Raw genomic sequence first — 23,407 nt, forward strand, 5'->3', positions numbered from 1 at the left:
TCCCTCCCTCCCTTTGCTGTTTCTTTGCCCCCCCCCCCCACCGTACCTTTTTTCTCGGCACCACCACTCCCCCCCCCCCCCCCGCGTCAGCATTCGACGAGGTTCACCGACACGTTGACGGCCAGACCGCCGGTGGACGTCTCCTTGTACTTCGAGCTCATGTCGGCACCGGTGGCCCGCATCGTCTCGATCACCTGATCGAGGCTGACGCGGTGGGTGCCGTCGCCGCGCAGTGCCATCCGGGCGGCGTTGATCGCCTTGCCCGCCGAGATGGCGTTGCGCTCGATGCACGGAATCTGCACCAGCCCCCCGATGGGATCGCACGTCAGACCGAGACTGTGTTCCATCGCGATCTCCGCCGAGTTCTCCACCTGAGCGGGGGTGCCGCCGAGGATCTCGGCGAGACCGGCGGCGGCCATCGACGCCGCGGAGCCGACCTCGCCCTGGCAGCCCACCTCGGCCCCGGAGATCGAGGCCCGCTCCTTGTACAGGGATCCGATTGCGCCTGCCGCCAACAGGAATCGCACCGACGTGCCGTCCGGATCCGCCTTCCCCGCCGGGGTGTAATGCAGTGCGAAGTGCAGCACCGCCGGGATGATGCCGGCCGCGCCGTTGGTGGGGGCGGTCACGATCCGCCCACCGGACGCGTTCTCCTCGTTGACGGCGAGGGCCACCAGATTCACCCAGTCCTCGGCGAACGCAGGATCACGGTGGGGGTCTTCCGCGTTCAGTCGCTCGTACCAGCCGCGGGCGCGTCGGCGCACCTGCAGATTGCCGGGCAGGTACCCGTCCCTGCTGATTCCGCGTTGCTGACACTCGACCATCACGTCCCGGATGTGCAGCAGTCGCGCCCGGACCTCCGACTCGGGCCGCAGAGCCCGTTCGTGCTCGAGCATCACCTCGCTGATGCCGAGTCCGTAGTGCTCGCTGAGTTCGAGCAATTCGCGCGCCGACCCGAACGACAACGAGTTCGCACCGGCGCCGACGGACACCGCCGGTTCGGCGCCGGTGACGACGAACCCGCCGCCGATCGAGAAGTACGTCTGCGCGTGCAGTTCGCGACCGTCCGCCCCGGTGGCGGTGAGCGTCATGCCGTTGGGGTGAAAATCCAGCACCGTCAACGGATGCAGCACCATCTCGTCCTCGGCGAGCGGGATGTCGACCGTTCCGGCGACGCGGATCCGCCGACTCGCTCGCACCGCAGCGAGCCGCGTCTCCATCTCGTCGGTGGCGATGGTCTCCGGCCGATACCCCTCGAGACCGAGGAGGATCGCCGACATGGTTCCGTGCCCCGCGCCGGTTGCCGCCAGCGAACCGTACAGGTCGACACGGACACCGGCGACGTCCCCGAGGTAGCCGAGTGCGCCGAGGTCGTCGACGAACGTCCCCGCCGCCCGCATCGGCCCGACCGTGTGTGAACTGGAGGGGCCGATGCCGACGGAGAAGAGGTCGAAGACGCTGATGGTCATCCCTACAGCTCCGGGTAGAGAGGGTATTTGTCGGCGAGCGCACGCACCTGGGCCGCGAGTGCCGACGTGTCGGCACCTTCGGCGGCGACGAGGGCCCGGGCGATCAGGTCGGCGACCGTCACGAAGTCGTCCCGGCCGAAACCGCGCGCCGCGAGTGCCGGCGTGCCGATGCGCAGGCCGGACGTCACCATCGGCGGCCGCGGGTCGAACGGAACGGCGTTGCGGTTGACGGTGATTCCGATCGCGTCGAGGCGGTCCTCGGCCTGCTGCCCGTCGATGTCGGCGTCCCGGAGGTCGACGAGGACGAGGTGCACGTCCGTGCCTCCGGTGAGGACGCTGATTCCGGCTTCCTTGACATCGGGGCGGCTGAGGCGCTCGGCGAGTACCTTCGCCCCGTCGAGGCAGCGTTCCTGGCGTTCCGCGAACTCGGGTTCGGCGGCCATCTTGAATGCCGTTGCCTTACCGGCGATCACGTGCTCGAGCGGGCCGCCCTGCTGGCCGGGGAAGACCGCCGAATTGATCTTCTTCGCGATGGCCGCGTCATTGGTCAGGATGATCCCCCCGCGGGGCCCGCCGAGCGTCTTGTGCGTCGTCGACGTCACGACGTGCGCGTGCGGCACCGGGGACGGGTGATATCCGGTGGCCACGAGGCCGGCGAAGTGGGCCATGTCGACCATCAGGTAGGCGCCGACCTCGTCCGCGATCTCCCGGAACCGGGCGAAGTCCAACTGACGCGGGTAGGCCGACCAGCCGGCGATGATCAGCTGCGGCCGGTGCTCACGCGCGGCCTTCGCGACCTCGTCCATGTCGATGAGATAGTCCTTCTCGGACACCCCGTACGCGGCCACGTTGTAGAGCTTGCCGGAGAAGTTCAGCCGCATGCCGTGGGTGAGGTGGCCGCCGTCGGCGAGGGACAGGCCGAGGATGGTGTCGCCCGGCTTGATCAGCGCGTGCATCACCGACGCGTTCGCGGTGGCGCCGGAATGCGGTTGCACGTTGGCGTATTCCGCGGCGAACAGGGCCTTGACGCGGTCGATGGCGAGCTGCTCGATCGAGTCGACGTGCTCGCAGCCGCCGTAGTAGCGGCGCCCCGGGTAGCCTTCCGCGTACTTGTTGGTCAGCACCGAGCCCTGCGCCTGCATGACCGCGAGCGGCGCGTGGTTCTCCGACGCGATCATCTCCAGGCCGGTGCGCTGACGGTCGAGTTCCTTACCGATCAGCGCGGCGACGGCCGGGTCGAAGTCCGCAAGGTCACGGCTGAGGACGCTCATGCGTTCGCTCCGTTCTTCTCGGCGTACTCGGCGGCGGTGAGGAGCTCGCCGGCCGCGGACGGCTGGACGGCGAACAGCCAGCCCTCCCCGTACGGGTCGGAGGTGACCAGGCCGGGGTCGTCGACGGCGGCAGTGTTGATCAGGGTCACCCGGCCGCTCACCGGCGGGTACAGCTCGGAGACGGTCTTGGTGGACTCGACCTCGCCGCACGATTCGCCGGCGACGATGGTCGTCCCGACCTCGGGCAGATCGACGAAGACGAGTTCGCCGAGCGAGTTGACGGCGACGGACGTGATGCCGACGCGGACGGGCTCGTCGGGCAGCTCGGCGCCCGGTTCGATCAGGACCCATTCGTGGTCGTCGGTGTAGCTGCGGTCGTCGGGGAAGGCTGCTGAAGACATGGCGGTACCTTTTTCGGGGCCGAAGGGAGTGGGAGGGTTCAGGAACGGCGGTAGAACGGCGATGCGGTGACCACGAACGGTTCCTTCTTGCCGCGGATGTCGACGGTCAGCTCGGTGCCGGGCTCACGGAACGCGATGTCGACGAACGCCAGCGCGATCGGATGTCCCAGCGTCGGGGACAGGGCGCCGGACGTGATCGTGCCGACGGCCGCTCCGCCGGTCGCGTCGTGAACGGTGTATTCGGCGCGGGCGGCGCGGCGTCCGGTGCCTGCGAGACCGACGAGCACCCGCTGCGGGGCCTGCTCCGACAACGTCTGCAGGGCGTCGCGGCCGACGAACGCCTTGTTCAGCCGGACCACCTTGCCGAGGCCGGCCTCGTACGGGTTCGTGTCGAGGGTCAGTTCGTGCCCGTACAGCGCCATTCCGGCCTCGAGCCGCAGGGTGTCGCGGCACGCGAGACCCGCGGGGACGCCGTCCCGCTCCGTGGTGGCGGCCAGCAGTGCACGCCACAACGCCACGGACTGCGCGTTCGGCACGTACAGTTCGAAGCCGTCCTCGCCGGTGTAGCCGGTGCGGGCCAGGAGGACGTCGATGCCGGCGACGACCGCGCGGGTGACCGCGTAGTACTTCAGTTCCGCGACGGTCTCCACCTGCGGGGCGGGGACGAGGGACTGCACGATGTCCTGGGCCGCCGGTCCCTGCACGGCGATCAGCGCGGTCTCCGCGGACTGGTCGTCGACGTTCGCCGAGAAACCGTCGGCGCGCGCCGCCAGTTCGCGGTACACGGCCGGGGCGTTCGCAGCGTTCGCGACCACCAGGAAGTGCTCGTTGGCGAGTCGGTAGACGACGAGATCGTCGATCACGCCGCCGTCCGCGTTGCACAGGAGCGAGTACTTGGCCCGCCCGACACCGATCTTCGACAGCTCGCCGGCCAGCGCGTAGTCCAGCAGTGCGCCGGATTCCGTTCCGGTGACGGCGATCTCACCCATGTGCGAGAGGTCGAACAGTCCGGCGGACGTGCGGACGGCGTGGTGTTCGGCGAGTTCGCTGTCGTATTTCAGCGGCATCTGCCAGCCCGCGAAGTCGGTGAAATGCGCTCCGAGAGCGCCGTGCTCGTCCAGGAGTGGGGACGCGGGTGTCGTGGTGACGGTCATGCGAAGGCCTCCTCGAGGGCCGGGGAATCAATGTCGGTGGTGTTCTCGAAGGCCTCGGGCGCGGGGCACGAGCACACGAGGTTGCGGTCGCCGTGCACGCCGTCGATGCGGCGCACTGGCGGCCAGTACTTGCCGGCCCGCAGCGACGCGACGGGGAAGGCGGCCAGGTGCCGCGGGTAGGGCAGATCCCAGTCGTCGGCGGTGACCTGATCCGCGGTGTGCGGGGCCTGACGCAGCGGGCTGCGTTCGAGCGGCCACACGCCCTCGCCGACCAGGTCGATTTCGCGGCGGATGGAGGTCATCGCCTCGATGAAGCGGTCGAGTTCGGCCAGGTCCTCGGATTCGGTGGGCTCCACCATCAGGGTGCCGCTGACGGGGAACGACAGGGTGGGGGCGTGGAAACCGTAGTCGATCAACCGCTTTGCCACGTCCTCGGCGGTCACGCCGGTGGCCTTCGTGACGGGTCGCAGGTCCAGGATGCATTCGTGCGCCACCAGACCCGAGGGCCCGGTGTACAGGACGGGGAAGTGTGCGTCGAGCGACTTCGCGACGTAGTTGGCGGCCAGCACCGCGGACTTGGTGGCCTCCGTCAGCCCGTCCGGGCCCATCAGCGCGATGTACGCCCACGTGATGGGCAGGATGCCGGCGGAGCCGTAGTTCGCCGCCGATACCGGAGTGCCGAGTTGGTCTCCGCCGAGCGGGTTGCCGGGCAGGAACGGCGCCAGATGCTTGCGCACCGCGACCGGTCCGACACCGGGGCCGCCGCCGCCGTGCGGGATGCAGAACGTCTTGTGCAGGTTCAGGTGCGACACGTCGCCGCCGAACTTCCCTGGCTGGGCCAGGCCGACGAGCGCGTTGAGGTTGGCGCCGTCGACGTACACCTGGCCGCCGGCCTCGTGCACGAGATCGCACACCGTCCGCACGTCGTTCTCGTACACGCCGTGGGTGGACGGGTAGGTGAGCATGATCGCGGCGATCGTGCCCTCGTGCGCGGCGATCTTCGCGCGCAGGTCATCGAGATCGATGTTGCCGTTCTCCGCGGTCGCGACCACGACCACCCGCATGCCCGCCAGCACCGCGGACGCGGCGTTGGTGCCGTGCGCGGACTGCGGGATCAGGCAGATGTCGCGTCCGTGGTCGCCGCGGCTGTCGTGGTAGCCGTTGATGGCCAGCAGCCCGGCCAGTTCGCCCTGCGATCCGGCGTTGGGCTGCAACGACACCCGGTCGTATCCGGTGATCTCACCCAGCCACCGCTCGAGGCCGCGGATGAGCTGCAGGTAGCCGCTGGTCTGTTCGACCGGGGCGTACGGGTGGATGGACGCGAACCCGGGCCAGCTGATCGGCTCCATCTCCACGGCGGAGTTGAGCTTCATCGTGCACGAGCCGAGCGGGATCATGGTGCGGTCGAGCGCGAGGTCCTTGTCCGACAGGGCGCGCAGGAAGCGCAGCATCGCCGTCTCGGACCGGTGCTCGTGGAACACGGGGTGCTGCAGGTAGTTCGACGTGCGCAGTAGCGACTGCGGCAGCGCGGAGACGGTTCCCGCCTGGGCTCGCGCGCCGAACGCGGCGAGGACGCGGTCCACGATCTCGTCGGTGGTGCACTCGTCGCAGGCGACCGCGACGTGGTCCGCGTCGACCAGCCTCAGGTTGATGCCGGCGCGGTCGGCGCGGTCGACGACGTCGCGCGCCCCGGCCGGAACGTGCACCAGCACGGTGTCGAAGAAGCTGTCGTGGACCACCGAGTGTCCCGCCGTGCGGAGGCCGCCCGCGACGGACGTGGCATGTCCGTGGACCCGAGTCGCGATGGCACGCAGCCCTTCCGGGCCGTGATAGGCGGCGTACATGGCGGCGACGTTCGCGAGGAGCGCCTGCGCGGTGCAGATGTTGCTAGTCGCCTTGTCGCGCCGGATGTGCTGTTCGCGGGTCTGCAGCGCCAGCCGGTAGGCCGTCTTCCCGTCGACGTCGACGGACACTCCGACGAGCCGGCCGGGGAGCATCCGCTCGAGTCCGCCGCGCACGGCCATGTACCCGGCGTGCGGCCCGCCGAAGAACAGCGGCACACCGAAACGCTGGGCGGATCCCACCGCGATGTCGGCGCCCTGCTCGCCGGGCGGCGTCAGCAGCGTCAGCGACAGCAGGTCGGCCGCGACCGTGGTCAGCGCGCCGCGCTCCTGGGCGGCGGCAATGAGCGGGGCCAGGTCGCGCACGTGGCCGCTGGCGCCGGGCGCCTGGAACACGACGCCGAACAGGTCACCGTCCGGAAGTCCATCGGTCAGCTCGGCCACCTCGACGTCGATGCCCACCGACTTGGCCCGGCCGCACACCACCGCGAGGGTTTGCGGCAGACAGTCGGCGTCGACGACGACCCGGTTGGTCCCCGACTTCGCCTTGTTCGCGCGCCGCATCAGCAGCACCGCTTCCATCACCGCGGTGGCCTCGTCCAGCAGGGACGCACCGGCGAGGGGCAGCGCCGCCAGGTCTTCGATGACCGTCTGGAACGTCAGCAGCGCCTCGAGCCTGCCCTGGGAAATCTCCGGCTGATACGGCGTGTACGCGGTGTACCAGGCCGGCGACTCGAGCATGTTGCGGCGCAGAACTGCGGGCGTGATGGTGTCGTGGTAACCGAGGCCAATCATCTGGACGCGGGTCTCGTTGCGCTCCGACAGCGTGCGCAGGTCGGACAGCACCTGCTGCTCCGACCGTGCCACCGGCAGGTCCATGGCCTCCGAGCTGCGGATCTGATCAGGCACCGCGGCATCGACGAGCTGATCGAGCGTGTCGTAACCGAGGGCGCCGAGCATGCGCTGGGTGGCGGAAGCGTCGGGGCCGATGTGGCGTGACGGAAAATCGCTGGTGAGAGGCGCGCTGCGATGCGCGTGGCGGGATTCGACTGGCACGAGGTGACTCCGGTTTCGTTGAGTCCGGACCGCACCGGACATCGACAAGGGGGCACCTCCCCGCTCTGTCCTGAAACCTGAGAGTTTGGGCGCACCGCATGCGCGGCGTGCTCTTCACCTTCGGTAAGTACCGGCCTGCGGCCGATTCTGTTCTCCAGAGTTGCCTCTACGCTGCGGTACTGGGGCCTGAGAGATTCCCGGGGAGGAAGTTGCTCCTACGGCGCCTCCGACAAGGAGGTTCTCCCGCTGCGCGTCAACGGCGTATTCAGTTGTGGTTGGCCAAACAGTACACAGGCGTGACGGGTTTGTCTCCCCAGGCTCCGTCCCGGTCGCCGAGCGGGCGACGATGTTGCCAAAACGCCTCGTCGTTTGGCATCCTCGAGTGATCCTCGCTCGGACGTGACCGCACACGCCGATCGGTGAGAGCCCAGACAGCCTCGAGTGCAACGGTTGTCGTCGTGTGCTCGCCCTCCCACTTACTGTTCCCCGGTGCCGCGCTGCCCGAGGGATTCGCAAACCGACCGGTTTCGTCCGGTCATAGGAGTTCCCTACATGACTGCGCACCCTGAGGGCCGCCGCCTGCTCCGCCTCGAAGTCCGCAACGCCCAGACCCCGGTCGAACGCAAACCGTCGTGGATGAAGGTGCAGATGCGGACCGGCCCCGAATACCGTGATCTCGCCGCCCTCGTCGAACGCGAGAGCCTGAACACCGTGTGTCAGGAAGCCGGATGTCCCAACATCTTCGAATGCTGGGAGGACCGTGAGGCCACGTTCCTCATCGGCGGTAGCCAATGCACCCGGCGGTGCGACTTCTGCCAGATCGACACCGGCCGTCCCGCGGCCCTCGACCGGGGAGAACCCCGGCGGGTCGCGGAATCGGTGCAGACCATGGGCCTCCGGTACGCCACCGTCACCGGCGTGGCGCGCGACGATCTGCCCGACGGCGGCGCCTGGCTGTACGCCGAGACGGTCCGGCAGATTCACGAACTGTGCCCGGGCACCGGGGTCGAACTGCTGATCCCGGATTTCAACGCCGACGCCGCACAGCTGCGCGAAGTGTTCGACACCCGCCCGGAGGTACTCGCGCACAATGTGGAGACCGTTCCCCGGATCTTCCGTCGCATCCGGCCTGCCTTCACCTACGAGCGTTCCCTCGACGTCATCACGCGGGCCAGGGAGGACGGCCTGATCACCAAGTCGAACCTGATCCTCGGGATGGGGGAGACCACGGACGAGGTGATCCAGGCACTCCGGGACCTGCATGCCGCCGGCTGCCAATTGGTCACGATCACCCAGTACCTGCGGCCCTCGGCCCGGCATCATCCGGTGGAGCGGTGGGCGAAACCGGAGGAGTTCGTGATGCTCGACGGGGTCGCCCGCGAGATCGGATTCCTCGGCGTTCTGTCCGGGCCGCTCGTGCGGTCGTCCTACCGGGCGGGCCGCCTGCACGCCGAAGCGGTCGCCGCGACCGCTGCACTCTGATGTCGATTCCCTTTCCGTTCCCTCAAGGAGTTCCCATGTCCCGATCTGCAGATGTCGTCATCCTCGGCGGCGGTTCCGGCGGCTATGCGGCCGCGATCCGTTCGGCCGAACTGGGCCGTTCGGTCATTCTGATCGAAGAGAACGAACTCGGCGGCACCTGCCTGCACCAGGGGTGCATTCCGACCAAGGCGCTGCTGCATTCCGCCGAGGTCGCCGACAATGCCCGCACCGCCTCGCGGTTCGGGGTCGACGTCACGTTCGGCGGGGTCGACCTCGAGAAGGTACTGAGCTACCGGAACACCGTCGTGACCCGCCTGCACAAGGGCCTGCAGGGCCTCGTCGACTCCCACGGCATCACCGTCGTCAACGGTCGCGGACGGCTGGTCGGACCCAACGGTGTCGAGGTCGACGGCGAGCTGATCACCGGCGCCGCCGTCGTACTGGCGACGGGCTCGTCCCCGAAGACGTTGCCGGGCATCAGCATCGGCGGCAGGGTCGTCACCAGCGAGCAGGCGCTCGTGCTGCCGACGGTCCCGAAGAAGGCGATCATCCTCGGCGGCGGCGTCATCGGAGTCGAATTCGCCAGTGTGTGGGCGTCGTTCGGCGCGTCGGTGACGATCGTCGAGGCGATGCCCAGACTGGTGCCGAACGAAGACGAGACGGTCTCCAAATATCTCGAACGGGCGTTCCGTCGTCGCAAGATCGCTGCGAAGACCGGGGTGCGGGTCACCGAGGTGGCGCAGGACGAAGACGCCGTGACCGTCACCCTCGACTCCGGCGATGTGCTCGACGCCGACGTCGTGCTGGTCGCGGTGGGCCGCGGTCCGAATACCGCCTCGATGGGGTACGAGGAGACCGGCGTCGTCCTCGACCGGGGATTCGTGGTCACCAGCGACCGGCTGCGCACCACGGTGCCGAATGTCTTCGCGGTCGGCGACATCGTGCCCGGCCTCCAACTCGCGCACCGCGGGTTCCAGCAGGGCATCTTCGTGGCGGAGGAGATGTCCGGACTCCGTCCGGACGTCATCGACGAGACCGGCATTCCCCGCGTCACGTACTCCCACCCCGAGGTCGCGTCGGTCGGGTTGACCGAGACCGCGGCGCGGGAGAAGTTCGGCGAGAACGTCCGGACGGTCGTCTACGACCTCGCCGGCAACGGCAAGAGCCAGATCCTCGGGACGTCGGGGGCGGTCAAACTCGTGGTGACGCCGGACGGCGTCGTGGTCGGTGTGCACATGGTCGGCGACCGCGTCGGCGAACTGATCGGCGAGGCGCAGCTGCTGTACAACTTCGGGGTCGACTCCGCCCAGGCGGCGAAGTTCGTGCACGCCCACCCCACCCAGGGCGAGGCCCTCGGCGAGGCACTGCTGGCGGTGGCCGGCAAACCGCTGCATGTCCACGCCTAGGCCCTCCGGGCCCGTGAGTGGTTAGCGAGTCTCTGCACTCGTTAACCACTCACGGGTGGCGGAGCCGCCGGTCTTCTCGAATCGCAGTCGCGACACGGCGATTCCGGCGAGCAGGAAGGACACGGCGACGAGGATGTACAGCTGCGTCGGCGACCAGTTGCGGTCGAGGAGGGCGCCCGCGACGATCGGGGACGCGATGGCGCCGACGCGTCCGACGCCGATGCCCCAGCCGACTCCGGTGGCGCGGACGGCCGGGGAGTAGACCGACGGCGTGATCGCGTACAGCCCGGCGATGCAGCCGTTGGCGAAGACGCCGATGAGGGCGCCGAGCCCGAACGCGACGACGATGGACGCGGTGGCGGGAACGAAGACGACGAGGAGCGCCCCCGCGATCGCCAGGTACGCGATGAGCACCCGCTTCAGGGCGAACCGCGCCGACAGAGCGCCGAGCAGGGTGGCGCCGAAGATGCCGCCGAGGTTGAGGAGCACGCCGCCGGTGACGCCCTGGTTCGCGGACATGCCCGCCTCGACCAGCAGTTTCGGCGTCCAACTGGTGACGAAGTAGAAGCCGAACATCGCCGTGAAGAACGCGAACCACACCAGGAGCGTGCTGCGGCGCCGCTCCGGGGAGAGGAGCACGCGCACCGCGAATCCGGCGTCCGCAGCGGCGGCGGCGCGCGGTGCGGGCAGTTCGTCGAGGGGCCGCTGACCGGCCCGCCGCGCGAACGCGTTGATCCGGTCGAGGGCATTGGCCGGGCGACGCACGAGCAGGAAGTCGATCGATTCGGGGAGTCGCGCGTAGACGACGGGGATGATCACGGCCGTACACAGGCCACCGAACAGGAACACCGAGCGCCAGCCGAGCGAGTTCTGCAGCACGACGGCGATGACGCCGCCGAGGGTGGCGCCGACGGCGTAGCCGGTGGAATTGAGGCTCACGGCCAGCCCGCGCCAGCGGTTCGACGCGTACTCACTGGCAATGACGTTGCTGCTGGCGAGGATTCCGCCGATTCCGACCCCGGTGAGCGCGCGGAGCAGACCGAGTTGCATCGCGTTCTGGCTGACCGCGGACAGCAGCATGCCCGACGACGCCAGCGCCAGGCACAGCAGGATCATGGCGCGGCGACCGATGGTGTCTGCCCACGGCGCCAGGAACAGCGACCCCGCGGCCATGCCGAACAGCCCGGCACTGAGCAGGAGACCGACGACGGAGCCGGACAGCTCCCACTCCTGCGACACCGACTGCGCGGTGAACGCCATGACGAGGACGTCGAAGCCGTCGAGCACGTTGAGTAGACCGCAGATGGCGACGGCGCCCCATTGGTAGCGCGTCATCGGACTGCTGTCGATGCGTTCGCGTAGGTCGAATTGCATGCTCGGGACCTGCTCTTCCTCGGAGGTGGGCTGTGATGTGGCTCACGACCCACTTACCGTGGCGGACAGGTCACCCGTTTCCAACTCCGATTCCGAATGTCGGAAGACACGACCCGTGAGTACTTGTCAACCGCGGGCGGTTAACAAGTACTCACGGGCGGAACACCATCGCGTCGTCGACGATCTTGCCGTGCCGCAGTGTCACCAGGTCGCGGAAGTAGTTCATCCGGAGCCGCCACGGCGCTTTCGACCCCTGCTTCGGGAACGACTCCACCGACCGCAGCACGTAGCCGGCGGCGAAGTCGAGGAACGGCTCCTCGTCGACTGCGCTGTCCCGTTCCGGGGAGCATTGCGCGAATCCGTTCGCGTCCATGTGCGTGAGCAGCCGGCAGACGTATTCGCACACCAGGTCGGCCTTGAGCGTCCAGGACGCGTTGGTGTAGCCGATGACGAACGCGAAGTTGGGCACCCCGCTGAGCATCATCCCCTTGTACGCCATGGTCTCGGTGAGGTCGATGTCGCGGCCGTCGACGGCGAGAGTCATGCCGCCGAACGCGAGCAGGTTCAAACCCGTTGCGGTGACGACGACGTCGGCGCGCAGCTCGTCGCCGGACTTCAGCGTGATCCCGGTTTCGGTGAACGTGTCGATGTGATCGGTCACGATCGACACTTCGTCGTTGCGGATGGAGCGGAACAGATCCCCGTTGGGCACGAGGCACAGTCGCTGATCCCACGGGTTGTAGCGGGGCGTGAAGTGCTTGTCGATGTCGTAGCCCTGCGGAAGCCACTTCTCCTGGAGTTGCCGGATGCGGCCCTTCATGAATTCCGGGTACCGCCGGCACAGTTGGTAGATCGCCGTCGCCACCGACGCGTTCTTGAGCCGTGTCAGCGCGTAGGCGAGCCGCGTGGGCAGGTGGCGCCGTAACTTGTTGGCCAGCTTGTCTTTGGCGGGCATCGAGATGATGTACGTGGGCGAGCGCTGCAGCATGGTCACGTGCGCGGCCTCGGCGGCCATCGACGGTGCCAGCGTGACCGCGGTGGCCCCGCTGCCGATGATGACCACCCGCTTACCCGCGTAGTCGAGGTCCTCGGGCCATTTCTGCGGGTGTACGACTTGCCCGGCGAACCGGTCGATGCCCGGGAACTCGGGGGTGTAGCCCTCGTCGTAGCGGTAGTACCCGCTGCAGGACATCAGGAAATCGGCGGTGAACCGGAGCGTCTCACCGGTGTCGGTGCGCTCGGCGTCGATCGTCCAACAGCCGTTCGCGGTCGACCACTCGGAGCGAACGACCCTGTGCCGGAACCGGATGTTCCGGTCGATCCCGTGCTGGGCTGCCGTGTCCTTGACGTACTCGAGGATCGAGGGGCCGTCGGCGATCGACTTGTCGTTCTCCCACGGCCGGAAGCGGTAGCCCAGCGTGTACATGTCGGAATCGGACCGAATACCGGGGTAGCGGAACAGGTCCCACGTGCCGCCGATCGACTCACGGCTCTCCAGGATTGCGTACGACCGGCCGGGGAAGTTGTCCTGCAGGTGGTATGCGGCACCGATCCCGGACAGTCCTGCCCCGATGATCAGCATGTCGAGGTGTTCGACGGGCGCTTTCGCGTCTGCGGTGTCGGCGGCGGTATCGGTGTGTGACATGAACACTCTCTCGCTGGGTGGGAAGGGTGGCTATTTCGGGTCTACGGCGACACGTCGAGAGCGACATTACGTGCGCTGGTGGAGCGACCGAGCTTCGCGACCTCTTCGTCCATCAGCGGAAGGATCCGGGGGACGGGCGGTAGCAGCGTGCGATCCCCGATCCGCGACGTCACCACCGCCTTCAGCCAGGCGAACGCCCCGACCCACCGGGGCACGTAGATCCGGCGCTTCCGCTTGGCGAGGCCGTCGACGAACGCGTCGACGCAGCGGTCCACGGACGTCGTCTTGCCGAGCGGTCCCGGCAGCGTGGCGAGGAACTGGTTGAACGAGGCGAGATCGGTCTTCGCGTCCTGGACGAGCGGGGTGTCGATCCACGACATGTGCGCCGAGCCGACGGTGACGCCGCGGTGCGCGACTTCGAGACGCAGGGCGTTGGCGAAATGTTCGACGCCGGCCTTGCTGGCGTTGTAGGCGGTCAGACCGGCGACGGGCGCGAACGCGGCGAGCGAGGAGACGACCAGGATGTAACCTTTGCGTTCGATCACGGACGGCAGTGCGGCGCGGACGGTGTGGAAGACACCGAGGATGTTGATGTCGATGACCCGCTTGAACGTGGCGGGATCGACCTGCGTCACCGAGCCGAAGCTGGCGATGCCCGCGTTCGCGAGGACGAAGTCGATGCCCCCGAACTTCGCGACTCCGGAGTCGACGGCCTTCTGCATGGCGGGCAGGTCGCAGACGTCGGCGGCCACGGCGAGCGCGACGTCGTCACCGAGTTCGGCGGCGAGGGCTTTCAGTGGTTCGGCGTCCAGGTCGATCAGGATCAGTGCGACGCCCTTGCGGGCGAGGGCACGGGACGTTTCGGCTCCGATGCCACGCGCGGCGCCGGTGACGAGTGCGACTTTGTTCCTGAGCGTGGGCATGGGATCTCCTGGCATGTGATCTGGCACCGTTCAGTGTCAGTTTGTATCTGGAACTGTGCGGTGTCAATATTGGGGAGTGAGTTCGCCCAGGCTCGACGGGACGGGCCGCACCTACCGCGGTGCGGGCCCTCGACAACGTCAGGAAGAGCGCCGCGCGCGTCTCGTCGACGCCGCCGTCGAAGTGTTCGGGACCAGCGGATACCGGTCCGCGACCGTCGAGAAGATCTGCGCGACCGCCGGGCTCACCAAGCGCTACTTCTACGAGTCGTTCGACGACAGCGAGGCCCTGCTACTGGCGGCGTACGCGAGCGTGACCGACCGACTCCGGGACAGCGTTCTGCGCGGCGCGCGGGACGGGGGCGCCGATCTGGACGCCAGGGTTCGCGGGGCGCTGACCGCGTTCTTCCGGTCCGTCGCCGACGACCCGCGGATCCCGCGGATCGCGTTCCAGGAGGTCCTCGGTGTCGGCCCGGACGTCGACGCCGCCTACCGCCGCGTCACCCGGTCGTTCGTGGACGCCGTGCTCGTCGTCATCGGTCCGGCCGTCGACCGCACCGCGTTCCCGGAGTTCCACCTCCGCACCCTCGCGACCGGCCTGGTCGGGGCGGTGCTGATGATCGCCCAGCAGTGGGTGCTGTCGGAGAACCCTCAGCCGATCGAGACGGTCATCGCCAGCGCGCACACCATTCTCTCGGCCGTCCTGGGTGAGCTCGGACCCACGTGAGTGGCGTCGTGTGCCGGGGCACTCCTTAGCGCTCACGTGGGGGTGGATCCGGGCAAACCCCTGACGCCATCACATATATGTTGTTAAATACCTGACATGCCCGGTGCTGTGCACTGCCAATCGACTGGGGTCCGCAACACGACGATCCGCGGGGTGCTCGTCGCGTTGCTCGGGGTCCTCGCGTTGGCCGGTCCGGCGCCGAACGTCGCGCACGCCGCCGGTTACGCGGGCCTCCTCGACATCACGCCCGCGAACGCGGCGGCGGAGTCGATCGGCGGGCTCGACCCCCGGCTCCCCACCGACTCCGCCGCACTCGGTGCCGCGCTGGCCGCCGCCCGCTCCGACGGCATCGCACCGAGGAGGTATTCCGCCCTGCTGCAACAATATTGGCTGGCGCGCGGATCCGAGGCGTCCGGCATCGACCTCGCCGGGTGGGATCCGAACGCCGGGCTGATCGCCAACGCGGCGGTGGTCGACCGGGTCTACGAGAACTACGGCCGCTATCAACTCCAACGCGCCGAGCTCTATTGGTCCGGTATGGCCGGGCTGGCGGGAGGCTCGTTCGCCGCCGGCTTCTGGGACCTCGACCTCGGCCGGACCGTGCTCGGAGTCGACGCCGTCCACGCGCTCGGCAACGCCGTCGCGTCCACGATCCGCGGTCTGTCCGGCGAGGCGATGACGCTCCTGCCGCCGGACCCGAGAACGCTCGCCGCCGTCGGTCCGGCGATGACGGCGGGCGACCTGGACTGGTACCAGAAACGCCTGCTGATGATGCAGAAACACATCTACTTCGACATGGTGCCCATGCACGAGGCGTACCTGAACGACTGCAGGGGTGCCGTCGAGGAGATGGCCGCCGCGGGACTGCTCGACGAGAACGCCGAGATCGCCTGGGACGGCATCTTCTCCGGCACCCCGGCGGGATACGCGGACGCCCTGTTCCGGATGGCGTCGCGTGAGCAGAATCAGATCATCGCCGACCAGTGGGACGTCACTGCGGCGGCGCGTGACGGTGTCGGCCGGGCGCTCACGTACGCCACGACCGTCGCGGCGCAACCCTCGGTTCCCGGCGCGCGCGCACCGGGGCAGGTCACGCCGATGTCGATCACGGGCGACGTCGCCGGCGCGGACTACCGTCTGCGGACACCCCTGCCCGGCTTCAACTGGGCCGACCGCGCACCGCGCTGGGAGTACATCGTCAGCGACATCGCGTCGTCCTACCAGCGGCTCGCCGAGGGTCGTCCGGGCGAGCTGCGCGCTCTGCTCGCCATCCCGTTCCGCGACTTCGTCGAGGGCCAGCGCGTGCTGCGGCGGATGCCCGACCTCGCCCGCGACATGAGCACGGGCTGGGAGTTGTCCCCTGCGAACCCCTAGCTTTCCCGGACGAACGGGACGCTCGTTCGATCTGACGCAACGGGCGTCCCGTTCGTCCGGGACAGCACGGCGCGACCTTTCCAATGGATGGATGTGACGTTGCGCACGCGCGGCCGCGGTTGGCACGTTGAGTCACACCACGCCAGGCCCGATCGCAGGAGAGTCGATGAACGTATCCGCCGTGACGCACGACAGCCCGACACACGCGCCACCCGTCGAGGTCGCGAAGACGCCGAAGAAGGCGGCGCTCGCGTCGTTCCTCGGCAGCGCGCTCGAGTACTACGACTTCTTCATCTACGGGTCCGCCGCCGCCCTCGTCTTCGGGCACACGTTCTTCCCGGCCGGCAACGACGCGATCGGCACGGTCGCCGCGCTCGCGACGTTCGGCGTCGGCTACGTGGCCCGGCCGGTCGGCGGAATCGTGCTGGGCCACTTCGGGGACAAGCTGGGTCGTAAGAAGATTCTGTTGCTGACGCTGCTCATCATGGGCCTGTCGAGTCTCGCGATCGGGTTCCTGCCCACGTACGAGCAGATCGGCATCGCCGCGCCGATCCTGCTGGTCCTGTGCCGCCTCGCGCAGGGATTCTCCGCGGGCGGTGAGGCGGCGGGCGCCAGCACGCTCACGCTCGAGCACTCACCCGAGGGGCGGCGGGCGTTCTTCACGAGTTTCACGATGACCGGCTACGCGGCCGGGATGGTTCTCGCGACCCTCGTCTTCATCCCGGTGGCCGCGCTGCCGAAGGATCAACTGGACAGTTGGGGCTGGCGAATCCCGTTCTGGTGCAGCGCCGTGATGCTCGTGGTGGCCTACTTCGTGCGCACCAAGCTCGACGAGACTCCGGTGTTCGAGGAGTCGCGTGAGCACGCGGAGGTGCAGAAACTGCCCGTCGTCACCGTGGTGACCACCCAGTGGCGGGACGTCCTGCGGATCGCGCTGTGCTCGCTGTTCGCCGTCGGGCAGACGGTGTTCACCGTCTTCGGGCTCGCCTACGCCACCGGACCCGACGTCGGCATCGACCGCACCACGATGCTGTGGGCGTCGTCGGCGTCGATCGCAGGTTCCATCGTCGCGATACCGCTGCTCGCCACGCTGTCGGACCGCGTCGGACGCCGCCCCGTCTGGATCACCGGCACTCTCGGATGCGGTGTGACGATCTTCGGATACTTCTGGGGCATCTCGGTCGGCTCCGTTCCGCTGATCTTCGGCGCCGCGCTGCTCACGATGACGCTGTTCTACTCGATGGTGAACGGCTTGTGGCCGAGCTTCTTCACGGAGATGTTCGCGGCGCCCGTGCGCTATTCCGGTTTCGCCGTGGGCACGCAGATCGGTTTCCTCATCGCCGGTTTCGCCCCGGCGATCGGCTGGGCACTGCTGGGCACCGGGGTGAACGCGTGGGTGCCGGTCGCGGTGTTCACGGCACTGTGCATGCTGGTCTCGTCCGTCGCCGCCTTCACCGCGCGCGAGACGTACCGGGTGCCGCTGGCCGAACTCGGGCGTCCGTCGACCTCGCGGGAGTAGCCGGAGGACAATGGGGCGATGTCACGGACACCGACAGGAGAATCGGTCACTGCCCGCGTCGTGAGGGTCTTGTCTTCCTTCGACGCGGACACACCGTCCCTGTCGGTGTCCGACATTGCGCGTCGATCCGACCTCCCCGTCGCGACGGCGCACCGCATCGTCGGCGAACTCGTCAAGTTCCGCCTCCTCGAGCGCAACGACACCCGCATCAGCATCGGGGTCCGGATGTGGGAGCTGGGGTCCCGCGGTTCGCACACGCTCAGCCTGCGCGAGGCGGCGATGCCGTTCATGGAGGATGTGAACGCCGCGATCAAGCAGCACACCCAGCTGGGCGTCCTCGACGGCAACGAGGTGCTGTTCGTCGAACGGCTCTCCACCCGCGGGTCCGTCGTCAACGTCACCAAGATCGCCGGACGGCTGCCGGTGCATGCGTGCTCGTCCGGTCTGGTTTTGATGGCGAACGCCTCCCGCGACGTGCAGGACGAATTGCTGTCGCAACCGCTCGAACGGTACACCGACGCCACCGTCACCGACCCCGACCAGATGCGACGCCTCCTCGCCGAGGTACGGCACCAGCACTTCGCGGTGGCCGCCGGTCTCATCACCCCGGGTGCGACGGGAGTCGCTGTGCCCGTGCGGGACAGCGACGGTGGCAAGGTGATCGCCGCCCTGTCCGTCGTCATCCCGCACGATCAGGCGAACCCGCAGTCGGTGGTGGCGGCTCTGACGACGGCGTCGCGCGGCATCACGCGGGCGATGACGCGCGGATCGCGGCACTGATCAGAAACCTTTCCATCCATTGGAGTCGGTCTGTGACCCGAGTCTCGACTCGGTCAGAGTGGGTGACACGAACACACCGCCACCGATCGCACGGTGTTCCTTCAAATATGCTGCACAGCAGTGTCTTTGCGTGCCGCGATCGAGTGCCGACTCTCCAGGGAAGGTCCACATATGAGCTCGAAATCCGTCAAATGCGACCTGTTGGTCATCGGGTCCGGGGCCGCGGGCATGGCCGCCGCGCTCAAGGCCGCGAGCGAAGGCCACAGCGTCATCGTCGCCGAGAAGTCGAAGTGGCTCGGCGGCACCACCGCCATCTCGGGCGGCTGGGCGTGGGTGCCGGGCAACAAGCAGGGAGTCGCGCAGGGCGACACCCGTCAGGAGATCGAAACCTACATCCGGGCACTCGCCAAAGACTGCTACAAGGCCGAGATGGCCGACACCTTCCTCGACGAGGTCCCCGAGGCGATCGACTGGCTCGAACGCGACACCGACGTCGAATTCGTCTATCCGGAAATGGCTCCGGATTACCAGATGGACGCCCCGGGTGCGAAGCCGTCGGGGCGCGCGATCTCCGGCAAGGTCGTCGACGCGCGCACGCTCGGCGAGAATCGGCTGCGGTTGCGTCCCTACCTCGACACGTACACCGTGTTCGGGTACATGCCCGAGGTCGGACCCGACATCGCGCAGTTCCTGCACGCCAACCAGTCGTGGAAATCGTTTGCCTACGTGTCGAAGAAGCTCCTCAAGACGTGGGTCGAGACGGTGTTCTGCCGACGGTCGTTCGACCGGACCAACGGCAATTCGCTGATGGTGCGGATGGTGTCGTCCGCCGCGAAGCTCGGCATCCGGATGTGGACCGAGACACCCGTCACGAAGATCCTGCAATCGGAGAACGGGGTCGTCACCGGCGCCGTGCTCGGGGGAGTTCACGCGGCAACGGTGGAGGCGCGGCTCGGAGTCGTCATCGCGGCAGGCGGCTACTCCTCGGACGCCGCCCTGCGCGCCGAGTACTGGGGTCATGATCCGCACGGCGACAACCACTTCACGCCTACCGTCGGGCACGACGGCGACAACGTGCGCCTGGCCGCGCCGCTCGGCGGGCACGTCGACACCGACGTCCACGAGCCGGCAGCCTGGGCGCCGGTCACGGTGTTCACCGGTCTGCGCGGACAGCAGCGGATCTTCCCGCACCTGCGTGCGTTCGGGCTTCCCGGACTGATCGCCGTGAACCGCAAGGGTGAACGCTTTGCCAACGAGTCGAGTTCGTACCACGACTTCGGCATGGCGATGATTCAGGAGAACGCCGGCCAAGACGAGACGTTCGGCTTCATCATCGCCGACTCGAAAGCCATGAACAAGTACGGAATCGGCTACGCGAAGCCGCGGCCCATCCCGCAGGGCTATTTCAAGAAGACCGGATTCCTCCACAAGGCCGACACGGTCGAGGAACTCGCTCGAAAGATCGGTGTCGACGCCGCCGGGCTGAAGAAGACCCTGTCCGAGTTCAACGCGGGCGCCGCCAAGGGGGAGGACCCCAAGTTCAATCGCGGATCCAACTGGTTCCACCACTTCAAGGGCGACATGGAGCACCAGCCCAACCCGAACCTCGAGCCGCTCGACAAGGGGCCGTACTACGCGGCGAAGATCGAGATGGGCGACCTCGGCGCCTACTCCGGCCTCGCCGTCGATCGGCACAGTCAGGTCCTCGACGACGACAACCAGCCGATCCCCGGTCTCTTCGCGGCCGGTTCCGCGGCGGTCAGCATCTTCGGCGGCGGATACCCGGGCTACGGCGCCAACATCGGGCCCGCCCTCGTCTTCGGATACACCATCGGCCGGGACGCCGAGATCCTCGCGTCGCTGCGCAGCGAATCCACCACACCGACCGTCCTGGAAGAGGTCTGACGTGCCGTTCTACCTCGTCCGCTACGCATACACCGGCGACACCGCCGGCCGGGACACACATCGTCCCGAACACAAGAGTCACCTGCAGGCCGCCGCCGACCACGGACTCATCCTCGGGTCCGGACCGTTCGCCGCGGGAGAAGATCCCGGCGCCGCCATGGTCTACGAGGCCGCGCACCGGCAGGACGTCGTCGACGTCGTCGAGGGCGACCCGTTCCGGACGCACGGATACGTCGCGTCCTACGACATCACCGAATGGATTCCGATGATCGGCCCGTGGGCCGTCGCAGCAGTGGGAGGCAGGTCATGACAGGTCGAGTGGCAGGGAAGGTCGCCGTCGTCACGGGGGCGAACGGTGATCTCGGCGGCGCGACCGCCCGGATGCTCGCCGAGGAAGGGGCGCGGGTTGCCGCGCTCGACCTGAAACTCCCGGGCGCACCGTGGGATTCGGAGTCGATCACGCCGTTCGCCGTCGACGTCACCGACGAGACCAGTGTCGCCGACGCCGTCGCAGCGATCGTCGAAACCGTCGGCGTCCCCGACGTTCTCGTCAACTGCGCCGGCATCATCGGCAGGCCTGCACCGTCGCACGAGGCGTCGGTCGCCGAGTTCGACCAGATCTTCGACGTCAACGTCAAGGGTGTCTGGCTGATGACCAAACACGTGGTGCCCCACATGATCGGCCGGAAGAAGGGCAGCATCGTGAACTTCTCGTCGATCCACGGGCTGACCGGAGGCTCCAACGTCCCGCTGTACCACGCGTCGAAGGGCGCGGTGCGGCTGCTGAGCAAATCCGACGCCGTCACGTACGGGCCGGACGGGATTCGCGTCAACTCGATCCACCCCGGGTCGATGCGAACGGCGATGAGCCGGCGGTCCGCGGAGGGCAGCGCACTCGGGCCGGAGGAGTACTACCGCCAACTCGTGTCGGGTAACCCCCTCCCGCGGCAGGGTGAACCCGACGAAATCGCGTACGGGGTGCTCTACCTCGCCTCGGACGAGTCCGGCTTCACCACCGGCACCGAACTCGTCGTCGACGGTGGCTACACGGCGCACTGAGGCCGTCAGCCGAAGTGCCGCGCCAGACGCCGGTGCCGGTGCCCGAAGAACGCGCCCAGTACGCGGGCGAGCACCGGCGTCAGCGGCACCAGCGGAAGCCTCGGTTCGAACGTGATCCGGTCGTGGACGCCGGTGCTGCCGTCGTCGAACGGCCTGAGCGTGCGTTCGTGCTCCCACCGGCGCATGCTGAGCATCGTCGACTTCTCGTGGAACCGCAGGCCCGGTTCCAGCTCCGCGATGGTCAGATCGTCGTAGTCGAACGGGACCAGCCCGAACAGTCGCAGCCACGCCCGGCCGAGCGGTTCACCGACCGCGACCGAGTCGATGCTGATCGACTCCTGGCCGCGCGGGATGCTCATCGTCATCCACGGACGCATCTCGTCGTTGATCCCCTCCGGATCGACGACCCTCGCCCACACCTGCCCGATCGGCGCGCCGACGACCGAGCTGCGTTCGATGATCACCGCCCCATCATCGTCGCCTCGCACGACGGGATGCAACGGGCTCGCCGTCAGTGCCGCCGCAGGGCGCGCTTGCGGTCGGCGCGGGCCTGCATCTCGGCGAGGTCGAGGCGCTTGATCGGGCCGACGACGACGATGTACGAGACGACGGTCAGCAGCGCGCACACACCCACGTAGACGAGGGCGAGTTCGAAGGAGCCGTAGCTGTCGACGATATAGCCGATGACGATCGGTGTGGTGATGCTGGCGACCGATCCGAAGGTGTTGAAGACGCCGCCGCCGAGGCCGGAGATTTCCTTCGGCGAGATGTCGGCCATGACGGCCCAGCCGAGCGCGCCGAGGCCCTTGCCGAAGAAGGACACGCACATCAGGACGACGAGGAGCCAGGAAGCCTCGACGAAGTTGCAGCCGATGATCGCGGTGGCCAGTAGCAGACCGGTGATGATGGGGGTTTTGCGAGCCCTGGTCAGGGACCAGCCCAGGCGCAGCAGCGCATCCGAGATCAGGCCACCGCTGATGCCGCCGACGAAACCGCAGATCGCGGGGAGGACGGCGATGAATCCCGCCTCGAGGATGCTCATGCCTCGTTCCTGGACGAGGTAGACCGGGAACCAGGTGAGGAAGAACCAGGTGATGGTGGTGATGAAGAACTGACCGACGAACACGCCGAGCGTCATCCGGTTCGTCAGCAGGAGTTTCATGTAGCGAAGCTGATCGGATCCGGCCTGCTGTTTCTGGCCCGGTTGGTCCATGTCGACCAGCGCGCCACCGGCTTCGATGTACTCGAATTCGGGCTTCTTCAGGCGCGGGTGCCTGCGGGGGCTGTAGACGACCTTCGTCCAGATCAATCCGAGGGCGATGCCGATGCCACCGATGACGGTGAAGACGTGCTCCCAGCCCAGCGCGGTGACGAGCCACCCCATGATCGGGGCGAAGACGACGGTCGAGAAATACTGCGCGGAGTTGAAGATCGAGGCAGCGGTCCCGCGCTCCTTGGCCGGGAACCAGGCGGAGACGATCTTGGAATTGCCGGGGAAGGCAGGGGATTCGGTGAGCCCGACAAGGAAGCGGAGGCCGACCAGCAGACCCACCGCCGTGCCCATGCTGAAGCTGCCGAGGAAGCCTTGCAGGACGGTGAAGGTCGACCAGGTCACGATCGCCCAGCCGTACACCTTCTTCGCGCCGTAGCGGTCGAGAAGCCAGCCGCCCGGAATCTGCCCGATCAGGTACGCCCACCCGAAGGCGGAGAAGATGTATCCGAGGGTGACCGAGCTGATACCGAATTCGTCCTGGATCGAGTCGCCGGCAATCGAGATGGTCGCGCGGTCTGCGTAGTTGATCACGGTCACCGCGAAGATCATCGCCAGGATCGTGTATCGGACCTTGCCGATCTTCAAGGTCGAGGCGATGGTCGACTCGTCGACCGAGCGACTGAGGGTCATGACTGAGGGCTCCTTCGGAGGGGCGTGAAGAATGGTGCCGGCGAATGGACCGTGTCGTGAGTCACATGCGCGAATGAACCGAATGTACAGACGCCGACGTATGCGCGTCCAAGCCCGAAAT

General features: G+C 67.9%; 19 protein-coding genes and 1 riboswitch. Of the genes, 9 read left to right on the forward strand and 10 right to left on the reverse strand.

Annotated elements, in window-relative coordinates; genetic code table 11:
- Positions 1–86 precede the first annotated feature (86 nt).
- From ACFU5V_RS08305 to gcvP, 5 genes are read right to left on the reverse strand one after another with little or no spacing between them, the layout of a single operon-like run.
- A complete protein-coding gene (locus tag ACFU5V_RS08305; protein WP_378698314.1) occupies positions 87–1,469 on the reverse strand; it encodes an L-serine ammonia-lyase in 1,383 nt (460 codons plus the stop codon).
- Between the two features lie 2 nt (positions 1,470–1,471).
- Positions 1,472–2,740, reverse strand: a complete 1,269-nt coding sequence (gene glyA, locus ACFU5V_RS08310) for a serine hydroxymethyltransferase (RefSeq protein ID WP_378698316.1) — start codon at positions 2,738–2,740, stop codon at positions 1,472–1,474.
- A complete protein-coding gene (gcvH, locus tag ACFU5V_RS08315; protein ID WP_378698318.1) occupies positions 2,737–3,141 on the reverse strand; it encodes a glycine cleavage system protein GcvH in 405 nt (134 codons plus the stop codon). The genes glyA and gcvH overlap by 4 nt, the downstream gene beginning before the upstream one ends.
- A gap of 38 nt (positions 3,142–3,179) precedes the next feature.
- On the reverse strand, positions 3,180–4,295 hold the full coding sequence (gene gcvT / locus ACFU5V_RS08320; protein ID WP_378698320.1) for a glycine cleavage system aminomethyltransferase GcvT: 1,116 nt from the start codon (positions 4,293–4,295) through the stop codon (positions 3,180–3,182).
- Positions 4,292–7,234, reverse strand: coding sequence for an aminomethyl-transferring glycine dehydrogenase (gene gcvP / locus ACFU5V_RS08325; protein ID WP_378698322.1), 2,943 nt, complete (start codon positions 7,232–7,234; stop codon positions 4,292–4,294). The genes gcvT and gcvP overlap by 4 nt, the downstream gene beginning before the upstream one ends.
- A 122-nt stretch (positions 7,235–7,356) precedes the next feature.
- Positions 7,357–7,448: riboswitch (glycine riboswitch) on the reverse strand.
- 296 nt (positions 7,449–7,744) lie between these two features.
- Between gcvP and lipA the strand changes: the two genes are divergently transcribed.
- A complete protein-coding gene (gene lipA / locus ACFU5V_RS08330) occupies positions 7,745–8,674 on the forward strand; it encodes a lipoyl synthase (RefSeq protein ID WP_378698324.1) in 930 nt (309 codons plus the stop codon).
- A 35-nt stretch (positions 8,675–8,709) separates the two neighbouring features.
- Positions 8,710–10,080, forward strand: a complete 1,371-nt coding sequence (gene lpdA / locus ACFU5V_RS08335) for a dihydrolipoyl dehydrogenase (protein ID WP_378698326.1) — start codon at positions 8,710–8,712, stop codon at positions 10,078–10,080.
- Between the two features lie 21 nt (positions 10,081–10,101).
- Here lpdA and ACFU5V_RS08340 read toward each other — a convergent pair whose 3' ends face one another.
- From ACFU5V_RS08340 to ACFU5V_RS08350, 3 genes are all read right to left on the reverse strand, one after another.
- Positions 10,102–11,454: an MFS transporter gene (locus tag ACFU5V_RS08340; RefSeq protein ID WP_378698328.1), complete on the reverse strand. Its 1,353-nt coding sequence runs from the start codon at positions 11,452–11,454 to the stop codon at positions 10,102–10,104.
- 151 nt (positions 11,455–11,605) lie between these two features.
- On the reverse strand, positions 11,606–13,099 hold the full coding sequence (locus ACFU5V_RS08345) for a flavin-containing monooxygenase (RefSeq protein WP_378698330.1): 1,494 nt from the start codon (positions 13,097–13,099) through the stop codon (positions 11,606–11,608).
- A gap of 41 nt (positions 13,100–13,140) precedes the next feature.
- Complete coding sequence (locus tag ACFU5V_RS08350) at positions 13,141–14,022, reverse strand: SDR family oxidoreductase (protein WP_378698332.1); 882 nt, start codon at positions 14,020–14,022, stop codon at positions 13,141–13,143.
- Between the two features lie 76 nt (positions 14,023–14,098).
- Here ACFU5V_RS08350 and ACFU5V_RS08355 point away from each other — a divergent pair, with 76 nt between their 5' ends.
- The 7 genes from ACFU5V_RS08355 to ACFU5V_RS08385 all read left to right on the forward strand — a co-directional run bounded on the left by ACFU5V_RS08355 (position 14,099) and on the right by ACFU5V_RS08385 (position 21,383).
- On the forward strand, positions 14,099–14,746 hold the full coding sequence (locus ACFU5V_RS08355; RefSeq protein ID WP_378698334.1) for a TetR/AcrR family transcriptional regulator: 648 nt from the start codon (positions 14,099–14,101) through the stop codon (positions 14,744–14,746).
- 96 nt (positions 14,747–14,842) lie between these two features.
- Positions 14,843–16,120 carry a hypothetical protein gene (locus ACFU5V_RS08360; protein ID WP_378698336.1) on the forward strand — a complete coding sequence of 426 codons (1,278 nt, stop codon included), beginning with the start codon at positions 14,843–14,845 and terminating at the stop codon, positions 16,118–16,120.
- 166 nt (positions 16,121–16,286) lie between these two features.
- A complete protein-coding gene (locus ACFU5V_RS08365) occupies positions 16,287–17,639 on the forward strand; it encodes an MFS transporter (RefSeq protein WP_378698338.1) in 1,353 nt (450 codons plus the stop codon).
- Positions 17,640–17,657: 18 nt separating this feature from the next.
- On the forward strand, positions 17,658–18,419 hold the full coding sequence (locus ACFU5V_RS08370) for an IclR family transcriptional regulator (protein WP_095862047.1): 762 nt from the start codon (positions 17,658–17,660) through the stop codon (positions 18,417–18,419).
- Positions 18,420–18,590: 171 nt separating this feature from the next.
- Positions 18,591–20,324: an FAD-dependent oxidoreductase gene (locus tag ACFU5V_RS08375; RefSeq protein ID WP_378698341.1), complete on the forward strand. Its 1,734-nt coding sequence runs from the start codon at positions 18,591–18,593 to the stop codon at positions 20,322–20,324.
- 1 nt (position 20,325) lies between these two features.
- Positions 20,326–20,634: a YciI family protein gene (locus ACFU5V_RS08380; protein WP_378441280.1), complete on the forward strand. Its 309-nt coding sequence runs from the start codon at positions 20,326–20,328 to the stop codon at positions 20,632–20,634.
- Complete coding sequence (locus ACFU5V_RS08385) at positions 20,631–21,383, forward strand: SDR family NAD(P)-dependent oxidoreductase (RefSeq protein WP_378441282.1); 753 nt, start codon at positions 20,631–20,633, stop codon at positions 21,381–21,383. Before ACFU5V_RS08380 ends, ACFU5V_RS08385 begins: the two co-directional genes overlap by 4 nt.
- Positions 21,384–21,388: 5 nt before the next feature.
- On the opposite strand, the gene ACFU5V_RS08390 is transcribed toward ACFU5V_RS08385, so the two are convergent.
- Together ACFU5V_RS08390 and ACFU5V_RS08395 are read right to left on the reverse strand one after the other, a co-directional pair.
- On the reverse strand, positions 21,389–21,847 hold the full coding sequence (locus ACFU5V_RS08390; protein ID WP_087559920.1) for a hypothetical protein: 459 nt from the start codon (positions 21,845–21,847) through the stop codon (positions 21,389–21,391).
- Between the two features lie 47 nt (positions 21,848–21,894).
- Positions 21,895–23,286, reverse strand: coding sequence for an MFS transporter (locus ACFU5V_RS08395; protein ID WP_378698344.1), 1,392 nt, complete (start codon positions 23,284–23,286; stop codon positions 21,895–21,897).
- Positions 23,287–23,407: the final 121 nt, after the last annotated feature.

This window comes from Rhodococcus sp. NPDC057529, from assembly GCF_042802055.1.
In the GTDB taxonomy this organism is placed as follows: domain Bacteria; phylum Actinomycetota; class Actinomycetes; order Mycobacteriales; family Mycobacteriaceae; genus Rhodococcus_F.